We start from the raw sequence: 17449 nt of genomic DNA, 5'->3' as shown, positions 1-17449 counted from the left end.
GGTCAGTCCTTGGCCTGGCGTGCGCGCAGGTACTCGCCGCAGCGGTTGACGCACAGCACCAGCAGGAAGAGCACGACGCTGGGAATCACCACCAGCGAGGGTTGAAATAGGATGTTGTCCTTGCCCTCGGCGATCATCAGGCCGAGAGAGGGCATGGGTGGTGGCACGCCCAGGCCCAGGAAGGACAGTGAGGCTTCGAGCGTGATCGCCAGCGCCGCGTCGATGGTTCCGACAATCAGCAGGTTGGTGAACAGGTTGGGCAGGATGTCGTGCCACATGATCTGCCAGTGCGAACAGCCCTGGATGCGCGAAGCCGTCACGAATTCGGCGTTGCGCAGGCTGGCGGCCATGGTGCGCGACACGAGCGCGTAGCGTTCCCACAGCAGCAGGCCGAGCACCATGACCACGATGAAAAGCGAGGTGCCGAACATCGACACCACAGCCAGCGCCACCAGAATGATGGGCAGCGACAGGCGCGCCGTGATCAGGAAGGAGATGGCGCGGTCCACGTTGCCGCCGAAGTAGCCGGCCAGCACGCCGAGCGTGGTGCCGATGGCGCCGCCCATCAGGGCCACGCTGACGCCGATCAGTGCGGATACCCGGACGCCGTAAAGCAGTCGGGCCAGCACATCGCGGCCCAGGTGATCGGTGCCGAAGACGTGCACCCAGCTTCCGTCAGCGGACCATACCGGCTCCTGCATGCGCTGCAGCAGGTTCTGGGTATACGGGTCCGCATGGATCAGCCAGGGTCCGACCAGGCTGGCCAGTACGACCCCGGCGAGCAGTACCAGAAAGGAGCGCCGAAGCAGCATCGCGGCGATGCCGGTGAACCGCCTGGGAGCAAGAGTGGACGGCGTGGCGGGCGTAGTGGGCGTAGTGGGCGCCATGGTGGTGATGGTCATGACGTTCATCCTTGCGTGCGCACGCGGGGGTCCAGCCAGCCATTGGCGATATCCGCGCACATGGTCAGGACGATGTAAAACAGCGAGAACACAAGGATCAGCGCCTGGATGGTCGGGAAGTCGCCACGCAGGATGGAGATCCAGGCCAGTTGGCCGGCGCCATTGATGGCGAACACCGTCTCCACCACCACCGAGCCCGCCAGCAGCGCGCCCATCTGCGCCGCTGCCAGAGAAACCGTGGGACGCAGCGCGTTGCGCAGGGCGTACTTGAGGACCACCTTGCGCTCCACCAGGCCCATGGCACGCGCGGTGCGGATGTAGTCTGAACGCAGCACGGTATCCATTTCCGAGCGCATCAGGCGGATGATCGCCGGCATGGCGAACACTGCCAGCGTGGCGGTCGGCATCAGGTAGTGCCGCCAGGTGTCGAAGCCGGAGGCCGGCAACCAGGTGCGCTGCACGCTGAAGACGATGATGAGCAGGAAGGCCAGGCAAAACGGCGGCATGGCCTGGCCGAGGGAGGCCAGCGTCAGCGCGAGCTTGTCCACCCAACTCCCTTTCCAGCGACCGGCCGCCACGCCGAGGGGGATGGCCACGGCCAGCGCCAACAGCATCGCCATCGCACCCAGCCGGGCCGTCAGCGCGAAGTGCTGCGCCAGCAATTCGCCCACCGGACGGTGGAAATACAGACTGTCGCCGAAGTGCCCCCGGAATGCGCCGCCCAGCCATTTCAGGTATTGCATCACGATGGGTTGGTCAAAGCCGTACTGGGTCATCAGGTTGGCCGCATCCGCCGCCGTGCCCGCCTCGCCGGCAAGTCGGGCAGCAGGGTTGCCGGACGCGAACACCAGCGCGAAGCTGATGAGCGAGACGAAGGCGATCAACAGCAGTGAAACGAGTAGCCGGCGTAAAAGGTAGTGGATCATGATGGGCACCGGATTTCAGGACGCATGGCCTCCGCCCGGCGAGGGACGAGAGCTTCAGGCGGGAGGTGCAAGGTCCGGTTCATGGCTTATTTCCAGCTGGCCTTGTAGAAGCGCGGGAATTCGTCGCTGTCCACGGCGAAGTTCAGGTTCTTGGCCTGCGCCGCATTGAGTGAGTGGTTCCACAGCGGCACCCAGTACGCCTGGTCGGCGATGATCTTCAGGGCCTTGCCATATTGCGTGGCACGAAAATCACGGTTGACCGAGGTGTCGCCGGCGGTCAGCAGCTTGACCACCTCCGGGTTCTTCACCAGGTCGTCGCCGGCACCCTTGAAGAAGTTGCTGGTCGACAGCGCGACATCGGCGATGCCGTAGGAACCCCAGTTCGCCGCCATCAGTGCCACCTTGTTGTCGCGCCAGTTGGTCACGGCCGTCCCAAACTGCTGCTCGACCAGGTTGACCTTGATGCCGACCTGGGCGAGGTTGGCCGCCGCTGCTTCGAGGATGGAGCGCGGCGGATTGGCCACCACCATGTCGATCGTGAAACCATTGGCGTAGCCGGCCTCGGCCAGCAAGGCCTTGGCTTTCTGCGGATCGTAGGAATAGGTGCGCACGTCGGTGGTACAGCCGAACTGCAGGGGGTTGCAGGCCGAGTCGGTCAGCTTCGAAGAGCCTCCAACCAGCGCCTTGCGAATCGACTCGCGGTCGATCGCCATGTTGATCGCCTGCCGAACCTTGACGTTGGCCAGCGGAGACTTGCCTTCCTGGAACGCCGGATTGATGTTGATGTAGCTGATCCGCATGATGCTGCTGCTCTTGACATCGACGTTGGGCTGGCTGGCCATGCGCTTGGCAGCGTCGGGCGGCAGGCGCCAGATCCAGTCGAGTCCGCCGCCGAGCAGCTCGGCGTATTGCGTGTTGGCATCCGGCAGGATGCGAACCACCAGGCGCTGAATTGCGGGCTTGCTGCCGAAATAGCCATCGAAACGCTCGAACACGTAACGGCTTCCGGGCTGGCTTTCAGCGAGGCGGTAGGGGCCGGTTCCGATAGGCTTCACCCCCATGTCCGACTGGGCCTTTTCGTAGTAGCTGCGCGGATAGATCGGCAGGTTCTCCGACAGCATTTCCAGGGCCAGCGGGAATGGCTCCTTCATGCGAATGCGGATGGTGTTGTCGGACACCTTGTCCACGCCGGCGATCCAGGACACGGTGTTCTGGAAGCGCGCGTTGTAGTCCTTGCTCGAGACCAGGTTGAGCGTGTAGAGCACGTCGTCCAGTTTCAGCAAGCTGCCGTCGTGGAAGCGCACGTCCTTGCGGATCGTCAACTCGAGCGTCTTGTCGTCGGTGAACTTGTAAGCCGAGGCGATGGCCGGTCCGAACTCGCCGGTTTGCTGGTTCTTCTGGATCAGGCCGCTGTAGAGCATGCGGCCCAGGGCCAGGCCCGGCCGATCCGATTCCTTGTAGGCATCCAGCGTCGCCGGCGCCGCATCGAAGGCGACGTTGAGCGTGTCATCGGCTTTGCCCGCCCAGGCGGGGCTGCAAGCCAAGGGCAAGAGCGCGGCGGACAGCGTGATCAGCAAGCGGGAGCAGTGTGTGTGTTTCATCATGGCTTGTTCCTTGGGTGCCTTTGACGGCACAAGAGGGTTGCGGGGCGGATTGAGGGGATTGACGGGAAGGGGCTGTAGATGTCAAAGCTTGCGCCGGGACGCGCGCTCCGCGGTTGGCCCGGATCGGCTTGAGGCGAAATTGGCGACGTTGACTCGACGAAACGCCCGAACCCGGCTGGCCGCAATTGGCTGGGTCGACGCGTCGGCGTCCGGCAAGCTGTCCGCGAAGTCTTCGCGCAGGCGGGCCATGATGGCCAGCAGGTGGGCGTACATCGCGTGGCGTGCACGGATCGGGTCGCGATCCAGGATGGCGTCTGAAATGCGGTCGTGCTCGTGCAGGGCCACGTCCCACACCTTGCTGTCGACAAAGTGCTTGTCGAGACGCTGGTACACCGGGCTGGCTTCGCTGAGGTCCCAGATGTGCATCACGACGGCTTCCAGCGCTGAGTTGCCGCATGCGGCCGCAATCGCGGCGTGAAATGCCCGGTCATAGTGGCTCGGAGCGCCTGCTTCCGAGAGCGCTTCCTGAGCCTCGCGAATCTTCGTCAGATGTTCGTCCGTGCCCTTCTGAGCGGCGTAAGCCGCGCATTCAGGCTCGATCAGAAGCCGGGCCTCCAGCAGCTCGAAAGGGCCAATGTCGCCGGCGATCCTGGCGATGTCCTGCCCTACCCCCACAACGCTCGGCATTGCAGACAGAGTCGCGTCATTGCCGCGCGTCGCCGTCACGTACACGCCGCTGCCGACGCGCACCTCGATGTAGCCACTCAGCTCGAGCGCAATCAAGGCCTCACGCACCGACGAACGGCTCACCTGCAGGACCTCCGCGAGATCCCGCTCGGCGGGCAGGCGTGCACCGACGGCGAATTCACCGGCGCGGATCTTCTCCGCGATGCGCTCGGCGATCAGGCGGTAGAGGCGCTGGGCGGAAACAGCTTCCAGATTGAACATTCGTCAACTCCATATTGGATTAGTGGTCAGGCCACTTAAGAATAAATCATCATGACAAAACCATGACATGGGGTTTTCCCTATCAACAAAAAGTCTTGATAATTCTTTAATTAAAACAACAACATAGGTAAAGAAAACACCTATCAAGAAGCGTGCCAGCACCAATATATTGGACTAGTGGTCCGGCCAATTAAAAGAAATCACGAAATCATCAAGGTCCAATGCATGAATTCCGTGCGCGGTAATAGGACTGGCGCACGCACGCGGTGCGGGGCCCGTGGTCGCCTTGACCCAGATTGGTGCGGCCCTCGATTGCTCCGTCGGCGATTGGCTCTTTCCGAAACCTTGGATTGGCTCTTTAGAAGGAATCAACCGTCCGATGTAATGCAGTTCTTTCCGACATTGCAGGAGCACCCCCCGTGAACAAACCATCAAATTCCGAATTGCAGCAACGCCGCCTCGCCGCCACGCCCCGTGGCGTGGGCGTGATGTGCGGCTTCTACGCAGACCGCGCCGACAACGCCTCGCTGTGGGACGTCGAAGGCCGCGAGTACATTGACTTCGCAGCCGGCATCGCCGTAGTCAACACCGGGCACCGCCATCCCCGGATCGTCCGGGCCGTGGAAGAGCAGCTTCAGCGCTTTACCCACACGGCCTACCAGATCGTTCCCTACGAAAGCGCCGTGGTCCTGGCCGAGCGCATCAACGCCCTCGCGCCGATCGAGGGACCGGCCAAAACCGCGTTCTTCACCACGGGCGCCGAAGCCGTCGAGAACGCCATCAAGATCGCCCGCGCCCACACCGGGCGTCCTGGCGTGATCGCCTTCGGCGGCGCGTTCCACGGACGAACGCTGATGGGCATGGCCTTGACCGGCAAAGTCGCGCCCTACAAGCTCGGCTTCGGCCCCTTCCCGAGCGACGTCTACCATGTGCCCTACCCCTCGGCGCTGCAGGGCGTGAGCACGGACGATGCGCTGGCCGCCATCGAAGCCCTGTTCAAGTCCGATGTCGATCCGCAGCGCGTCGCGGCGATCATCCTCGAGCCGGTGCAGGGCGAAGGCGGCTTCAACGTCGCCCCCCCTGAGCTGATGCGCGGTCTGCGCGCTCTATGCGACCAGCACGGCATGCTCCTCATCGCCGACGAGATCCAGACCGGCTTCGGGCGCACCGGCAAGGTCTTCGCCATGGAACACTTCGGCGTCAAGCCCGACCTGATCACCATGGCCAAGAGCCTGGCTGGCGGTCTGCCCCTGTCGGGCGTGTGTGGCCGTTCCCAGGTCATGGATGCCCCGGCGCCGGGTGGCCTCGGCGGCACCTATGCGGCGAATCCGCTGGCGGTGGCGGCCGCGCACGCGGTGCTGGACGTACTGGCCGAGGAAAAACTGTGCGAGCGATCCCAGCGCCTGGGCGCCCTGCTCACCCAGCGCCTCGAAGCCCTGCGCGAACGCTTCCCGGTCATCGCCGAAGTGCGCGGCCTGGGATCGATGATCGCCATCGAGTTCCGCGATCCCAAAACAGGCAAGCCCGATGCGGCGCGCCTGCAGCAGGTCCAGCGCAAAGCCCTGGAAGAAGGCCTGCTGCTGCTGAGCTGCGGCATGTACGGCAACGCGATCCGCTTCCTCTACCCGCTGACCATCGACGATGCGCTGTTCGCCAAGGCACTGGACATCATCGAGCGGGCCGTGCAGGACTAAGGGGCTCACCAGATGACCAAGATGAACTCTCCCCTGGACGGACTCGCAGACCCGAGCCTGCTCAAGACCGACGCGCTGATCAACGGCCAATGGGTGGCCGGTGCGAACCGCTTCGATGTGCACGACCCCGCCACCGGCCAGAAGCTGGCCGACGTCGCCAACCTGGGCGCGACGGACGCCGAAGCCGCCATTGCCGCCGCGAATGCGGCCTGGAGCGGCTGGCGCCGCCTGGGCGCCAAGGCTCGCAGCCAGCTGCTGCGCAAGTGGTTCGACCTGCTCATGGCGAACCAGGACGATCTGGCGCGCCTGATGACCGCGGAGCAAGGCAAGCCCCTCGCCGAGGCCAAGGGCGAGGTGGCCTATGGCGCGAGCTTCGTCGAGTGGTTCGCCGAACAGGCCAAGCGCGTGAACGGCGAGACCCTGCCGCACTTCGACGAGAGCCGCCGCCAGTTGGTGCTCAAGCAGCCGATCGGCGTGTGCGCCGCCATCACGCCATGGAACTTCCCGCTGGCCATGATCACGCGCAAGGTGGCTCCGGCGCTCGCCGCGGGCTGCCCGGTCGTCATCAAGCCGGCCGAACTGACCCCGCTGACCGCGCTGGCTGCGGCCGAACTGGCCATTCGCGCCGGTATCCCGGCCGGCGTGCTCAACGTCGTCACCGCCGACAGCGACAACAGCATTGCCGTGGGCAAGGCGCTGTGCGCCAGCGATGTGGTACGCCACCTCTCCTTCACCGGCTCCACCGAGGTGGGTCGCATCCTGATGGCCCAGTGCGCGCCGACGGTCAAGAAGCTCTCGCTGGAGCTCGGCGGCAACGCGCCCTTCATCGTCTTCGACGATGCCGACATCGACAGCGCTGTGGAGGGCGCTTTCGCCAGCAAGTACCGCAATGCCGGCCAGACCTGCGTGTGCACCAACCGCATCTATGTGCAGGACGGCGTCTACGACGAGTTCGTGCAGAAGTTCGCTGCCCGCGTGCGCAAGGCCAAGGTGGGCAACGGCTTCGAGCCGGGCGTCGACCAGGGCCCGCTGATCGAGGAGGCGGCGGTGGCGAAGGTCGAACGCCATGTGCAGGATGCCTTGTCCAAGGGCGGCCGGGTCGTGACCGGTGGCCGGCGGCTGGCGGGACAGTTCTTCGAACCCACGGTGGTGGCCGACGCCACGTCCGACATGCTGTGTGCCCGCGAGGAGACCTTCGGGCCGTTCGCGCCCGTGTTCCGCTTCAAGACCGAAGGCGAAGCGATCACTGCGGCCAACGCCACCGAGTCCGGCCTCGCGAGCTATTTCTACAGTCGCGACGTCGGCCGCATCTTCCGCGTGGGCGAAGCGCTGGAGTACGGCATGGTGGGCGTCAACACCGGACTGATCTCGATGGAGCACGTGCCCTTCGGGGGCGTCAAGCAATCGGGCCTGGGGCGCGAAGGCTCGGAGCACGGCATTGAGGAGTACGTCGAGCTCAAGTACCTCTGCCTGGGGGACATCACCGCCTAGCCTTCGGGCCGGACCGGCTCGATCGAGAAGTCCAGATGCAGATACCCAGCCACTCCGACCGTTCGTCCGAAGACGTTGCGTTCATCGATCGCTTGCGCGAGATCGTCGGCCCGCGCAACGTGCTGACCGATCGTCGCCGCTCGCAGCGCTATCGCAGGGGCTTCCGTTCCGGTGAGGGCGAAGCCCTCGCGGTGGTGTTTCCCCGACGGTTGCTGGAGCAATGGCAGGTATTGCAGGCCTGCGTCACCGCTGGCAAGGCGGTGGTGATGCAGGCCGCCAACACCGGTCTCACGGAAGGGTCCACGCCCCATGGCCGACCCGACGAGTGCGGGCGCGACGTCGTCGTCATCAGCACGCTGCTGATGAACACCATCCGCGTGATCGGCCAGGGCCGGCAGGTCATTTGTTTTCCCGGCGCGACCTTGCACCGCCTGGAGCGTCTGCTCAAACCCTATGGACGGGAGCCGCATTCGGAAATTGGTTCTTCGTGCATCGGCGCCTCCGTGATCGGTGGCATCTGCAACAACTCCGGCGGCATGCTGGTGCGGCGGGGGCCGGCCTACACCGAGGTGGCGCTGTTCGCTCGTGTCGATGCATCGGGCACCCTGCAACTGGTGAATCACCTCGGGGTCCGGCTCGGCGATACGCCCGAAGCCATCCTCATGCGCCTGGACATGGGCGACTACACCGAGGCCGATATCGAGAACGCCGCGGACCGGGAGGCCTCGTGCACGGACTACAAGGTCCGGGTGCGCGACGTTGACGCCGCGACGCCCGCGCGCTTCAACGCCGATCCGGCGCGGTTGTACGAGGCGTCTGGCAGCGCGGGCAAGCTCGCCGTCTTCGCGGTGAGGCTGGATACCTTCGAGGCCGATGCGCAATCGCAGGTGTTCTGCATCGGCGTGCACGAGCCCGCACTGTTGACCGAGTTGAGGCGCTGCCTGCTCGCGCCCGGCGTGGAGTTGCCCGTGGCCTGTGAATACATGCACCGCGACATCTTCGACTTGTCCGCGCGCTACGCGAAGGACATGTTCGCCGTCATCGAGCGCTTCGGTACCGATGCGATGCCGCGCATTTTCGCGTGGAAGTCTCACGTGGACCGCCTGTGCGGTCGCTTGAAGTTCCTGCCTGAGCATCCCGCGGACCGGATCTCGCAAGTGTTGGGACAACTGCTGCCGGAGCATTTGCCACCGAGATTGCGGGCCTTGCGAGATCGCTACGAACACCTGCTGCTCCTGAAGGTGGCTGGTCGGGGCATCGGGCAGACCCAGCAGTTGCTGGAGCGGCTGCTGGCCGACCCCGACGACGGGGGCTGGTTCGCCAGTACGCCGGAAGAAGGTGACAAGGCCTTTCTTCACCGCTTCGTCGCCGGTGGTGCGGCCATCCGCTTCAAGGCCGTGCACGGTGACGAGGTCGAAGGCGTCTTTTCGCTCGACTTCGCGCTGCCGCGCAATACGCGCGACTGGGTCGAACACCTGCCTGACGATGTCGCCCGCCAACTGGCCGGGCGGTACTGCTACGGGCACTTCCTGTGTCACGTTTTTCACCACGACTACATCGTGAAGAAGGGCGCCGACTTGAAAGCCCTCAAGGAGCGGGTCCTGGAACTCATCGCGGCCAAGGGCGGCGAATACCCCGCTGAACACAACGTGGGCCACCTCTATACCGCGAAGCCGGCGCTGGCCGCCTTCTACCGAGAAACCGATCCGACGAATTCCTTCAACCCCGGTGTGGGCCGGATGTCCAAGCGCAAGTTCTATGCGTAGGGCACCGCCACGCCATCACTTTCTGGAGACAAAGCATATGAAGAAACCAGCACGCGCCATTGCGTGGTTCGCGGCGGCCCTGGTGGGCCTGAGTGCCCTCCCTGCGGCGCACGCCGCCGATCCTGCCTACATGATCGTTGGCAATGACGAAAAAGTGACCTGGGACGAAAACGGTCGCATCCGCTTCCTGCCACCCGGGCAGGACAGCGTGCAGATCTTCGACATTGGGCGTAATCCGGCCATGCCGCAACTCGTGGCGACGCTCAAGCTCGACAACTCCATCTTCGGCCCACCGACCAACCTGGCCGTTGCGCCGGACCAGCGGTTCGCCTATATCACGAACCCAATGGCCTGGAACAAGGATGGCGAAGCGTGGAAGCCGGCGCCCGACAACAAACTGAACGTCATCGACCTTGGCGCCAACCCGCCCAAAGTGGTCGACACCGTCACGGTGGGCCGTCAGCCGTCCGGCATGGCCATCAGCCGTGATGGGCGCATGGGCCTCGTCGCCAACCGCGCCGACAACTCGGTGACCGTGCTCAACATCGAAGGCGGCCGGGTCAGCGTCAGCGACACGGTGGCGATCGGCGAACACGTGGTGGCCGTGAGCTTCGCGGCCGACGGCAAGCGCGCCTTCGTGGTCAAGATGAACGCCAACGCCCTGGGCGTCATCCACTTCGACAACGGCAAGGCGAGCTACGACAAGAAGAACGACATCGGCGTCGGCGTAACGCCCTATAACGTCGCGGTGACTCCCGACGGACGCTTGGCGCTCTCGCTGGACATGGGCAATCCGAATGCGTCGGACGGTCATGTCGACACGATCAGCGTGGTGGACCTGGAGGCCAGCCCGCCGCGCACCATCGACAAGGTCGTGGTGGACGACGGTCCCGAAGGCCTGGCCGTCAGCCCGACCGGCAGGCATGCGGCGGTTGCCCTGATCCGCGGTTCCAACAATGACCGCAAGAGTTGGTTCTACCACCCGAAGGGTTCCGTGGCCCTGCTCAAGATCGACGGGCGCAAGGTCAGCAAGGTGGCCGAAGTCGAAGTCGGCGCATTGCCCGAAGGCGTGGTCTTCAGTCCGGACGGGCAGTACCTCTACGTCGGTAACTTCTTGGACGGCGACATCTCGGTCCTGCGCGTCGATGGCGATCGCCTGAAGGACACCGGTCAGCGCATCAAGTTGCCAGGGCATCCGGCTGCCATGCGCGCGGTGGCTTACTGACAACGTCATGCCCGGACGCCTCCAAAAGAAACTGCCGAAGGTTACTTGCGCATGACCATCATCACCAACATCGAGGGCCTGCGTGTACTCGCAAGACGCAGATGGCCCAGGTCGATGCGAGAGTCCTCTTGCCGGGCACGCATCCGAGGGTCTAGTTCATGAGCCCGACACAGCAGACAACTGGAGCGGATTCGCTGCACCGCATCGTGATCGTCGGCGGCGGTGCCGGCGGCCTGGAACTGGCCACCATGCTGGGCGACCGTCTCGGAAAACGTGGACGCGCGCACATCACCCTCATCGACAAGAAGTCCACCCACTTCTGGAAGCCGCACCTGCACGAGATCGCCGCTGGCAGCATGAACCTGGGCATGCACGAGCTGAGCTACATGGCGCAAGGCCACTGGCATGGCTTCACCGACCGCATTGGTGAAATGACTGGGCTGGATCGAAACCGGCGGGTGGTGCATCTCGCGCCGCACGTCGACGAGTTCGGCGAGGTCGTCACGCCGCTGCGCGACATCGCCTACGACACCCTGGTACTGGCGGTGGGAAGCCGGACAAACGACTTCGGAACGCCGGGAGTGCGTGAGCATGCGATCGCGCTGGAGACGCCTGCCGACGCGGAGCAGTTCCATCGGCGTCTCGTCAACGCCTGCATCCGCGCGCACGCGCAAAGCGAGGCACTGCGCCCGCACCAACTGCAGGTGGCAATCATTGGCGCCGGCGCCACGGGCGTCGAGCTCGCTGCGGAACTAACGCACACCACGCGAGAGCTGCTGAGCTACGGCCTGGAGCGTCTGGACCATACCCAGCTCGGCATTCATCTGATCGAGGCAGGCCCGCGCATCCTGCCGGCCGTGCCACACCGTCTTTCGGAGGGCGCCGCGAGGCAGTTGCAAGCGCTGAACGTCACGGTCCATACCGGGGCACGCGTTTCGGAGGTGCTGGAGCGCTCCGTCCAGCTGGCCGACGGGCGCTGCATTCCTGCGGAACTGGTGGTCTGGGCGGCGGGAGTCAAGGCACCGGAGTTTCTGAGTGGACTCGATGGCCTGGAAAGCAACGGCATCCATCAGTTGCGGGTACGCCCCACGCTGCAGAGCGCTCTTGATGATGACGTGTTCGCCATCGGCGACTGCGCAGCGTGTCCCTGGCTCGGGCGCGAAGACAACTTGTGCGTACCGCCGCGCGCGCAGGCCGCGCACCAACAGGCCTCGCATCTGGCCGACGGTCTCGTCAGGCGTTTGGCCGGCAAGCCCCTGAAGCCGTGGCGGTACCGAGATTTCGGTTCGCTCATTTCGCTCGGAAGGTACAGCACGGTGGGCAACCTCATGGGCGGGCTGGTCGGTCGCAACCTGTGGCTGGAGGGTTACTTCGCCTGGTTGATGTACGTGTCTCTGTACCAGATGCACCAGCGAGCGCTACATGGCCTGCCCAAGGCGGCCCTCGATATGTTGGCACGCTTTCTCTCCCGAGGAACCCGACCGCGCGTGAAGTTGCACTGACTGCACGCCCGCGCTCTATGTCACGAATCAATTTGCCGCGGCACAGCACGCGGTTCGGAATCAACCTAACCTAAAGGAAGCACTCTATGAGCGAAAACATCAAACCGGGCAGCGTCAGCTCTCTTTCCTATGTCAACCCTGTCCCGGGCAGTCCATGGGACACCTACCTCTCGCAAGTGGATCGGGTCATGCCCTACCTGGGCAGCCTGGCCCGCTGGGGGGAGACCCTCAAGCGTCCCAAGCGCGCGTTGGTCGTTGACGTGCCGATCGAGCTGGACGACGGCAGCATCGCCCACTTCGAGGGCTATCGCGTGCAGCACAACCTGTCGCGTGGGCCCGGCAAGGGCGGCGTGCGGTTCCACCCCGACGTGACCCTCGAAGAGGTGATGGCCTTGTCCGCCTGGATGACCGTCAAGTGCGCGGCGGTAAATCTGCCCTATGGCGGCGCCAAGGGCGGCGTTCGCGTCGAGCCCAAGCAGCTGTCAAAGAAGGAGTTGGAGCGCCTGACACGCCGATATACGAGCGAGATCGGCATCATCATCGGCCCGCACAGCGACATTCCCGCGCCCGATGTGAACACGAACGCGGAAATCATGGCCTGGATGATGGACACCTATTCCATCAACAGCGGGGCAACCGCCACCGGCGTGGTGACGGGCAAACCCATCCACCTCGGCGGATCTCTGGGCCGTGTCAAGGCCACGGGGAGAGGCGTATTCGTCACTGGGCGGGAAGCCGCGCGGCGCATCGGACTGGATCTTCAATCAGCGCGAGTTGCCGTGCAGGGCTTCGGCAACGTGGGATCGGTCGCGGCCGAATTGTTCGCGGAGGCGGGGGCAAGAGTCGTGGCCGTACAGGATCACACCGGTACGCTGATCAACGAGCAGGGCTTTGACATGCCACGGCTCATTGCCTTTGCCAAGAGCGAGGGGGGCATTGCGAACTTCAAGGAAGGGCAACGTTGCGACAACGAAGAGTTCTGGAATGTCAAGGCAGATATCCTGATTCCCGCAGCGCTCGAGGGGCAGCTGACCGCCGCGCGCGCGAACCGGGTCAACGCCAAGCTGGTGCTCGAAGGCGCCAACGGTCCCACCGTGCCACAGGCCGACGACATCCTGGCTGAACGCGGGGTGCTCGTCGTCCCGGATGTGATCTGCAACGCCGGCGGCGTGACGGTCTCCTACTTCGAATGGGTGCAGGACTTTTCCAGCTTCTTCTGGACCGAAGACGAGATCAACCAGCGGCTGGATCGCATCATGGTGGGCGCCTTGAACCACATCTGGGAAAAGGCCGACCAGCACAGAATCTCGCTGCGCACGGCGACTTACGCGGTTGCCTGTGAACGTATCCTGATGGCGCGCGAGGAACGCGGCCTGTATCCATGAAGCTTGGCAATGGTGCCCCGACGCTGCTTTGGCAAGGCTCCACATATGGACTTGCATCGCATTGTCTTACGTTCACCATCGTTTCAACTCCTGCGCATCAAAGGAAGGCGTCGCCGAGCGCCTCCTTTGCCAGGAGAAATTCCCTCGACGGGTAGCACAGCAGGCGGTGACGTCAGTTTGGCCGCACTCGTCGGGCTTGGCGAATGGCCGGTTCGGTCGACGCGATAAGCGCCAATTCCGGACCAGTTATCAACCGATGGTCATCAAGCTGGCGTTCCCCCCGGCTGCCGCAGTGTTGAGGCTCAGCGAGCGCTCGATGACCAAACGTTCCAGCGCCACGCTCTCGTACGCGCCAGGCTTGATCGACGTCACGCTCACGATAGGCCCCGGGCGCCGCGCAAGCGTGGCTGATACGTCGAGCAGCTCTGCCGCATCGCCGGTGTGAAGTACCACGTCGTACAGCACGCTGGGACACTTCCAGTCTTCCACCAGGGTTACATGGCTCCGGAGCCCCGGCGGCAAGCGCCCCAGCAGGTCATGGGCCTCGACGGGCCAGACGGCCATGGCGCCAACCGCGCAGGTGGCTGCCAACTGTGCAAGAAGGTCGTCCGGTTCGGCGGCCAAGCACAGCACCCGATCACGGGCCACTGTGCTGTAGACATTGCGCTCGCCAGTGGGCCCTGGTAGCACGCGGGTCAGCCCGCTTGGCGAGTGCTGGTGCATGGATGCGCACGCATTGGCCAACTGGGACTGGCCATGGGCTGAAGCCCAGTCTCGCAGTGCGGCCAGCGGGCCCGTCGGCTCCGCCGCTGACTCCGTGGACGATGCGGTGGCGCTCGCCACCGCATCGTCTCTCAAGATGGCTGCGCGTGCGGCGCCGGCCGGGCTGCGCGCCAGCAGACGCAGCAGATACAGCGGACCGCCGGCCTTGGGGCCGGTGCCCGACAGGCCTTCACCGCCGAAGGGCTGAACGCCCACCACCGCGCCGACGATGTTGCGGTTCACGTAGACGTTGCCCACCCGTGCCTGGTCGACCACCTGGGCGATGGTTTCGTCGATGCGCGTGTGCACGCCCAGCGTCAGGCCGTAGCCGGTGGCGTTGATAGCCTCCACCACCTCGCGCAGCGCGGGGCGCTCGTAACGAACGACGTGCAGCACCGGGCCAAAGATCTCGCGCTGCAGGTCGGCGATGCTGTCGACTTCGATGAGCGTGGGGAGCACGAAGGTTCCCTGAGGCGGCGCCGCACTGGCGGGTCGGTACACTCGCCGCCCCTTGGCGCGCATGAACTCGACGTGCTTCTCGATGTTGGCCTTAGCTTCAGCATCGATGACCGGGCCGATGTCCACATCGAGCTGCCCGGGGTCGCCAATCCGGTATTCGTTCATTGCACCGCGCAGCATGTCGATCACGCGGTCGGCCGCGTCTTCCTGCACGCACAGCACGCGCAGTGCCGAGCAGCGCTGGCCGGCGCTGTCGAAGGCCGACGCAATGATGTCGCCCACGACCTGTTCCACCAGCGCGGACGAGTCCACGATCATCGCGTTCTGCCCGCCCGTCTCGGCGATCAGTGGAATGGCGGCGCCATGCTCGTCCACGCGCCCGACCAGCGCGCGCTGCAGGAGGCGCGCGACCTCGGTGGAGCCGGTGAACATCACTCCCTTGACGCGCTCGTCGCCCACGAGCTGCGCACCGACGGTCTCACCTCGTCCCGGCAGTAGTTGCAGCGCGCCGCGCGGCACGCCCGCCGCCCACAGTGCGCGTACGGCCTCAGCGGCAACCAGCGGCGTCTGCTCAGCCGGCTTGGCCAACACAGTGTTACCGGCTGCCAGTGCTGCCGCTACCTGGCCGGTAAAAATGGCCAGCGGGAAGTTCCAGGGGCTTATGCAGACCACTGGGCCCAATGGCAGATGGGTGGCGTTATCAAAGCTGCTGTTAACCTGCACCGCGTAGTAGCGCAGGAAGTCCACGGCCTCGCGCACTTCGGAGATGGCATTGGCGGCGGTCTTGCCGGCTTCGCGCATGAGCAGGCCCATGAGACGGGGCATGCTGGCTTCCAGGCCGTCGGCGGCGCGCAACAGCGCTGCCGCGCGCTGGGCGGGTTCCTGCTCAGCCCAGACGGGAGCCTGCGCCACGGCGGTGTCGAGGGCCGCGCATACGTCAGCCTCGGAAGCCTCGCGAACCTGGCCCACGGTGTCGTCATGGTTGGCGGGGTTGCGCACCGGCTGAGCGGTGGAGGGCTCTCCCTGCGGCGCCACACCGTCGGCGAGTAGGGGCTCGGCCGTCCAGACGGCGTGTGCGCCTTCCCCGAGCACGCGGGACAGCGCGGCCAGTTGGGCCTCGTTGGCCAAGTCCAGGCCGCGGGAGTTGGCGCGTTTCTCGCCATAGAGCGCGCTGGGCAATGGGATGGCCGGGTGAGGTAGTCCCACGACGCCGTCGCGCGCGGCGGCTTGGGCGATGGCCTCCGCAGGGTCCTGCACCAGCGCATCAATGGGGATGCTGCCGTCGGCGATGCGGTTCACGAACGAGGTGTTGGCACCGTTCTCCAGCAGGCGCCGCACCAGATAGGCCAGCAGCGTCTCGTGCGTGCCCACCGGGGCGTAAATGCGGCAGGGGCGGCCCAGCTTGCCCCCGGCCAGCGGCCCGACGACCTGTTCATAGAGCGATTCGCCCATGCCGTGCAGGCACTGGAACTCGTACTGGCCCGCGTAGTAGTTCTGGCCGGCGAGCCGGTAGATGGCCGCGAGCGTGTGGGCGTTGTGCGTGGCGAACTGCGGGAAGACCGCCTCGGGCGCCGCCAGCAGCTTGCGCGCACAGGCAATGTACGAGAGGTCCGTGTGGGGCTTTCGGGTGTAGACGGGGTAGTCGTCCAGCCCGTCGAGCTGGGCACGCTTGATTTCGCTGTCCCAATATGCTCCCTTGACCAGGCGGATCATCAGGCGGTGCCCGCTGCGGCGAGCCAGATCGACGACATGGTCGATCACGAAGGGGCAGCGCTTCTGGTAGGCCTGGATCACGAAGCCGATGCCGTTCCAGCCTGCCAGGGACGGCTCGTGGCACAGGCGCTCCAGCAGGTCCAGCGAGAGTTCTAGACGATCCGCTTCCTCGGCATCGATATTCAGCCCAATGTCATAGCGCTTGGCGAGCTCCGTCAGGCGCAGCACGACGGGGTAGAGCTCGTCCATCACGCGCGCGTACTGCGCGCGGCTATAGCGCGGATGCAAGGCCGACAGTTTGATGGAGATGCCTGGGCCCTCGTAGATTCCGCGTCCGTTGGATGCCTTCCCGATTTCGTGGATCGCCCGTTCATAGGAAGCCAGGTAGCGCCGGGCGTCCTCGGCCGTCAGGGCAGCCTCTCCGAGCATGTCGTAGCTGTAGCGGAAGCCTTGTGCTTCGTGCTTGCGCGCATTGGCCAGCGCCTCGCCAATAGTCTCGCCGGTGACGAACTGCTCGCCCATCATGCGCATCGCCATGTCCACGCCCTTGCGGATCAGCGGCTCGCCCCCTTTGCCGATTAGCCGACCGAGGGACGACGACAGGCCCGCTTCGCTGTGCGTGGAAACCAGCTTGCCGGTCAGCAGCAGGCCCCAGGCCGCCGCATTGACGAAAAGCGAGGGGCTTTGCCCCAGGTGCGAGCGCCAGTTGCCCGCGCTGACCTTGTCGCGGATCAGTGCATCGCGCGTGGCTGCATCCGGAATTCGCAGCAGTGCCTCGGCCAGACACATCAACGCCACGCCTTCCTGCGAGGACAGGGCAAACTCCTGCAGCAGCCCCTGCACGAGGCCCGTGCGTCCACCGGTGGCCTTGCGCTCGCGCAAGGTCTGGGCGATGCGCCGCGCGAGCGCATGGACCTGGGCGCTCTCGGTCTCGGGCATGGCGGCCTGGCGCAGCAGGTCGGCCACGGCTTCGGGTTCGGGACGGCGGTACGCGGCCGTGATGGCGTCGCGCAGCGAGCTACGGCCGGTCAGCATCGGCGTGAAAGCGCCTTCCGCCGCAGAGAAGGACGTT

At 65.1% G+C, this 17449-nt stretch carries 11 protein-coding genes; 6 read left to right on the top strand and 5 right to left on the bottom strand.

What is annotated here, in order from left to right:
* Positions 1-2 precede the first annotated feature (2 nt).
* From PJE01S_RS21435 to PJE01S_RS21420, 4 genes are all read right to left on the bottom strand, one after another.
* The gene (locus PJE01S_RS21435; protein WP_169804415.1) at positions 3-911 is read right to left on the bottom strand and encodes an ABC transporter permease; all 909 of its coding nucleotides are present in this window, start codon (positions 909-911) and stop codon (positions 3-5) included.
* A complete protein-coding gene (locus PJE01S_RS21430; protein WP_068835770.1) occupies positions 908-1828 on the bottom strand; it encodes an ABC transporter permease in 921 nt (306 codons plus the stop codon). Before PJE01S_RS21430 ends, PJE01S_RS21435 begins: the two co-directional genes overlap by 4 nt.
* Positions 1829-1914: 86 nt before the next feature.
* On the bottom strand, positions 1915-3432 hold the full coding sequence (locus tag PJE01S_RS21425; RefSeq protein ID WP_245660913.1) for an ABC transporter substrate-binding protein: 1518 nt from the start codon (positions 3430-3432) through the stop codon (positions 1915-1917).
* Positions 3433-3513: 81 nt separating this feature from the next.
* The gene (locus PJE01S_RS21420) at positions 3514-4380 is read right to left on the bottom strand and encodes a FadR/GntR family transcriptional regulator (RefSeq protein ID WP_084389692.1); all 867 of its coding nucleotides are present in this window, start codon (positions 4378-4380) and stop codon (positions 3514-3516) included.
* 419 nt (positions 4381-4799) lie between these two features.
* On the opposite strand from PJE01S_RS21420, the gene PJE01S_RS21415 reads away from it, so the two are divergent.
* From PJE01S_RS21415 to PJE01S_RS21390, 6 genes are all read left to right on the top strand, one after another.
* On the top strand, positions 4800-6074 hold the full coding sequence (locus PJE01S_RS21415) for a 4-aminobutyrate--2-oxoglutarate transaminase (RefSeq protein WP_084389691.1): 1275 nt from the start codon (positions 4800-4802) through the stop codon (positions 6072-6074).
* Positions 6075-6086: 12 nt separating this feature from the next.
* Entirely contained in the window at positions 6087-7565 is a 1479-nt protein-coding gene (locus PJE01S_RS21410) for an NAD-dependent succinate-semialdehyde dehydrogenase (RefSeq protein ID WP_068835752.1), read from the top strand.
* Between the two features lie 35 nt (positions 7566-7600).
* A complete protein-coding gene (gene dld / locus PJE01S_RS21405; protein ID WP_068835751.1) occupies positions 7601-9331 on the top strand; it encodes a D-lactate dehydrogenase in 1731 nt (576 codons plus the stop codon).
* Between the two features lie 37 nt (positions 9332-9368).
* On the top strand, positions 9369-10556 hold the full coding sequence (locus PJE01S_RS21400; protein WP_068835750.1) for a lactonase family protein: 1188 nt from the start codon (positions 9369-9371) through the stop codon (positions 10554-10556).
* A 194-nt stretch (positions 10557-10750) separates the two neighbouring features.
* Entirely contained in the window at positions 10751-12058 is a 1308-nt protein-coding gene (locus tag PJE01S_RS21395) for an NAD(P)/FAD-dependent oxidoreductase (protein WP_218017550.1), read from the top strand.
* An 86-nt stretch (positions 12059-12144) separates the two neighbouring features.
* A complete protein-coding gene (locus tag PJE01S_RS21390; RefSeq protein ID WP_068835747.1) occupies positions 12145-13443 on the top strand; it encodes a Glu/Leu/Phe/Val family dehydrogenase in 1299 nt (432 codons plus the stop codon).
* A gap of 249 nt (positions 13444-13692) precedes the next feature.
* On the opposite strand, the gene putA is transcribed toward PJE01S_RS21390, so the two are convergent.
* Entirely contained in the window at positions 13693-17412 is a 3720-nt protein-coding gene (putA, locus tag PJE01S_RS21385) for a trifunctional transcriptional regulator/proline dehydrogenase/L-glutamate gamma-semialdehyde dehydrogenase (RefSeq protein ID WP_084389696.1), read from the bottom strand.
* Positions 17413-17449 lie beyond the last annotated feature (37 nt).

Origin of the sequence: Polaromonas jejuensis NBRC 106434, from assembly GCF_001598235.1 — a bacterium.
Classification (GTDB): Bacteria; Pseudomonadota; Gammaproteobacteria; order Burkholderiales; family Burkholderiaceae_C; genus Polaromonas; species Polaromonas jejuensis.
The sequence above is the reverse complement of the archived record's forward strand: the minus strand, read 5'-3'. Positions and strand labels throughout refer to the sequence as shown.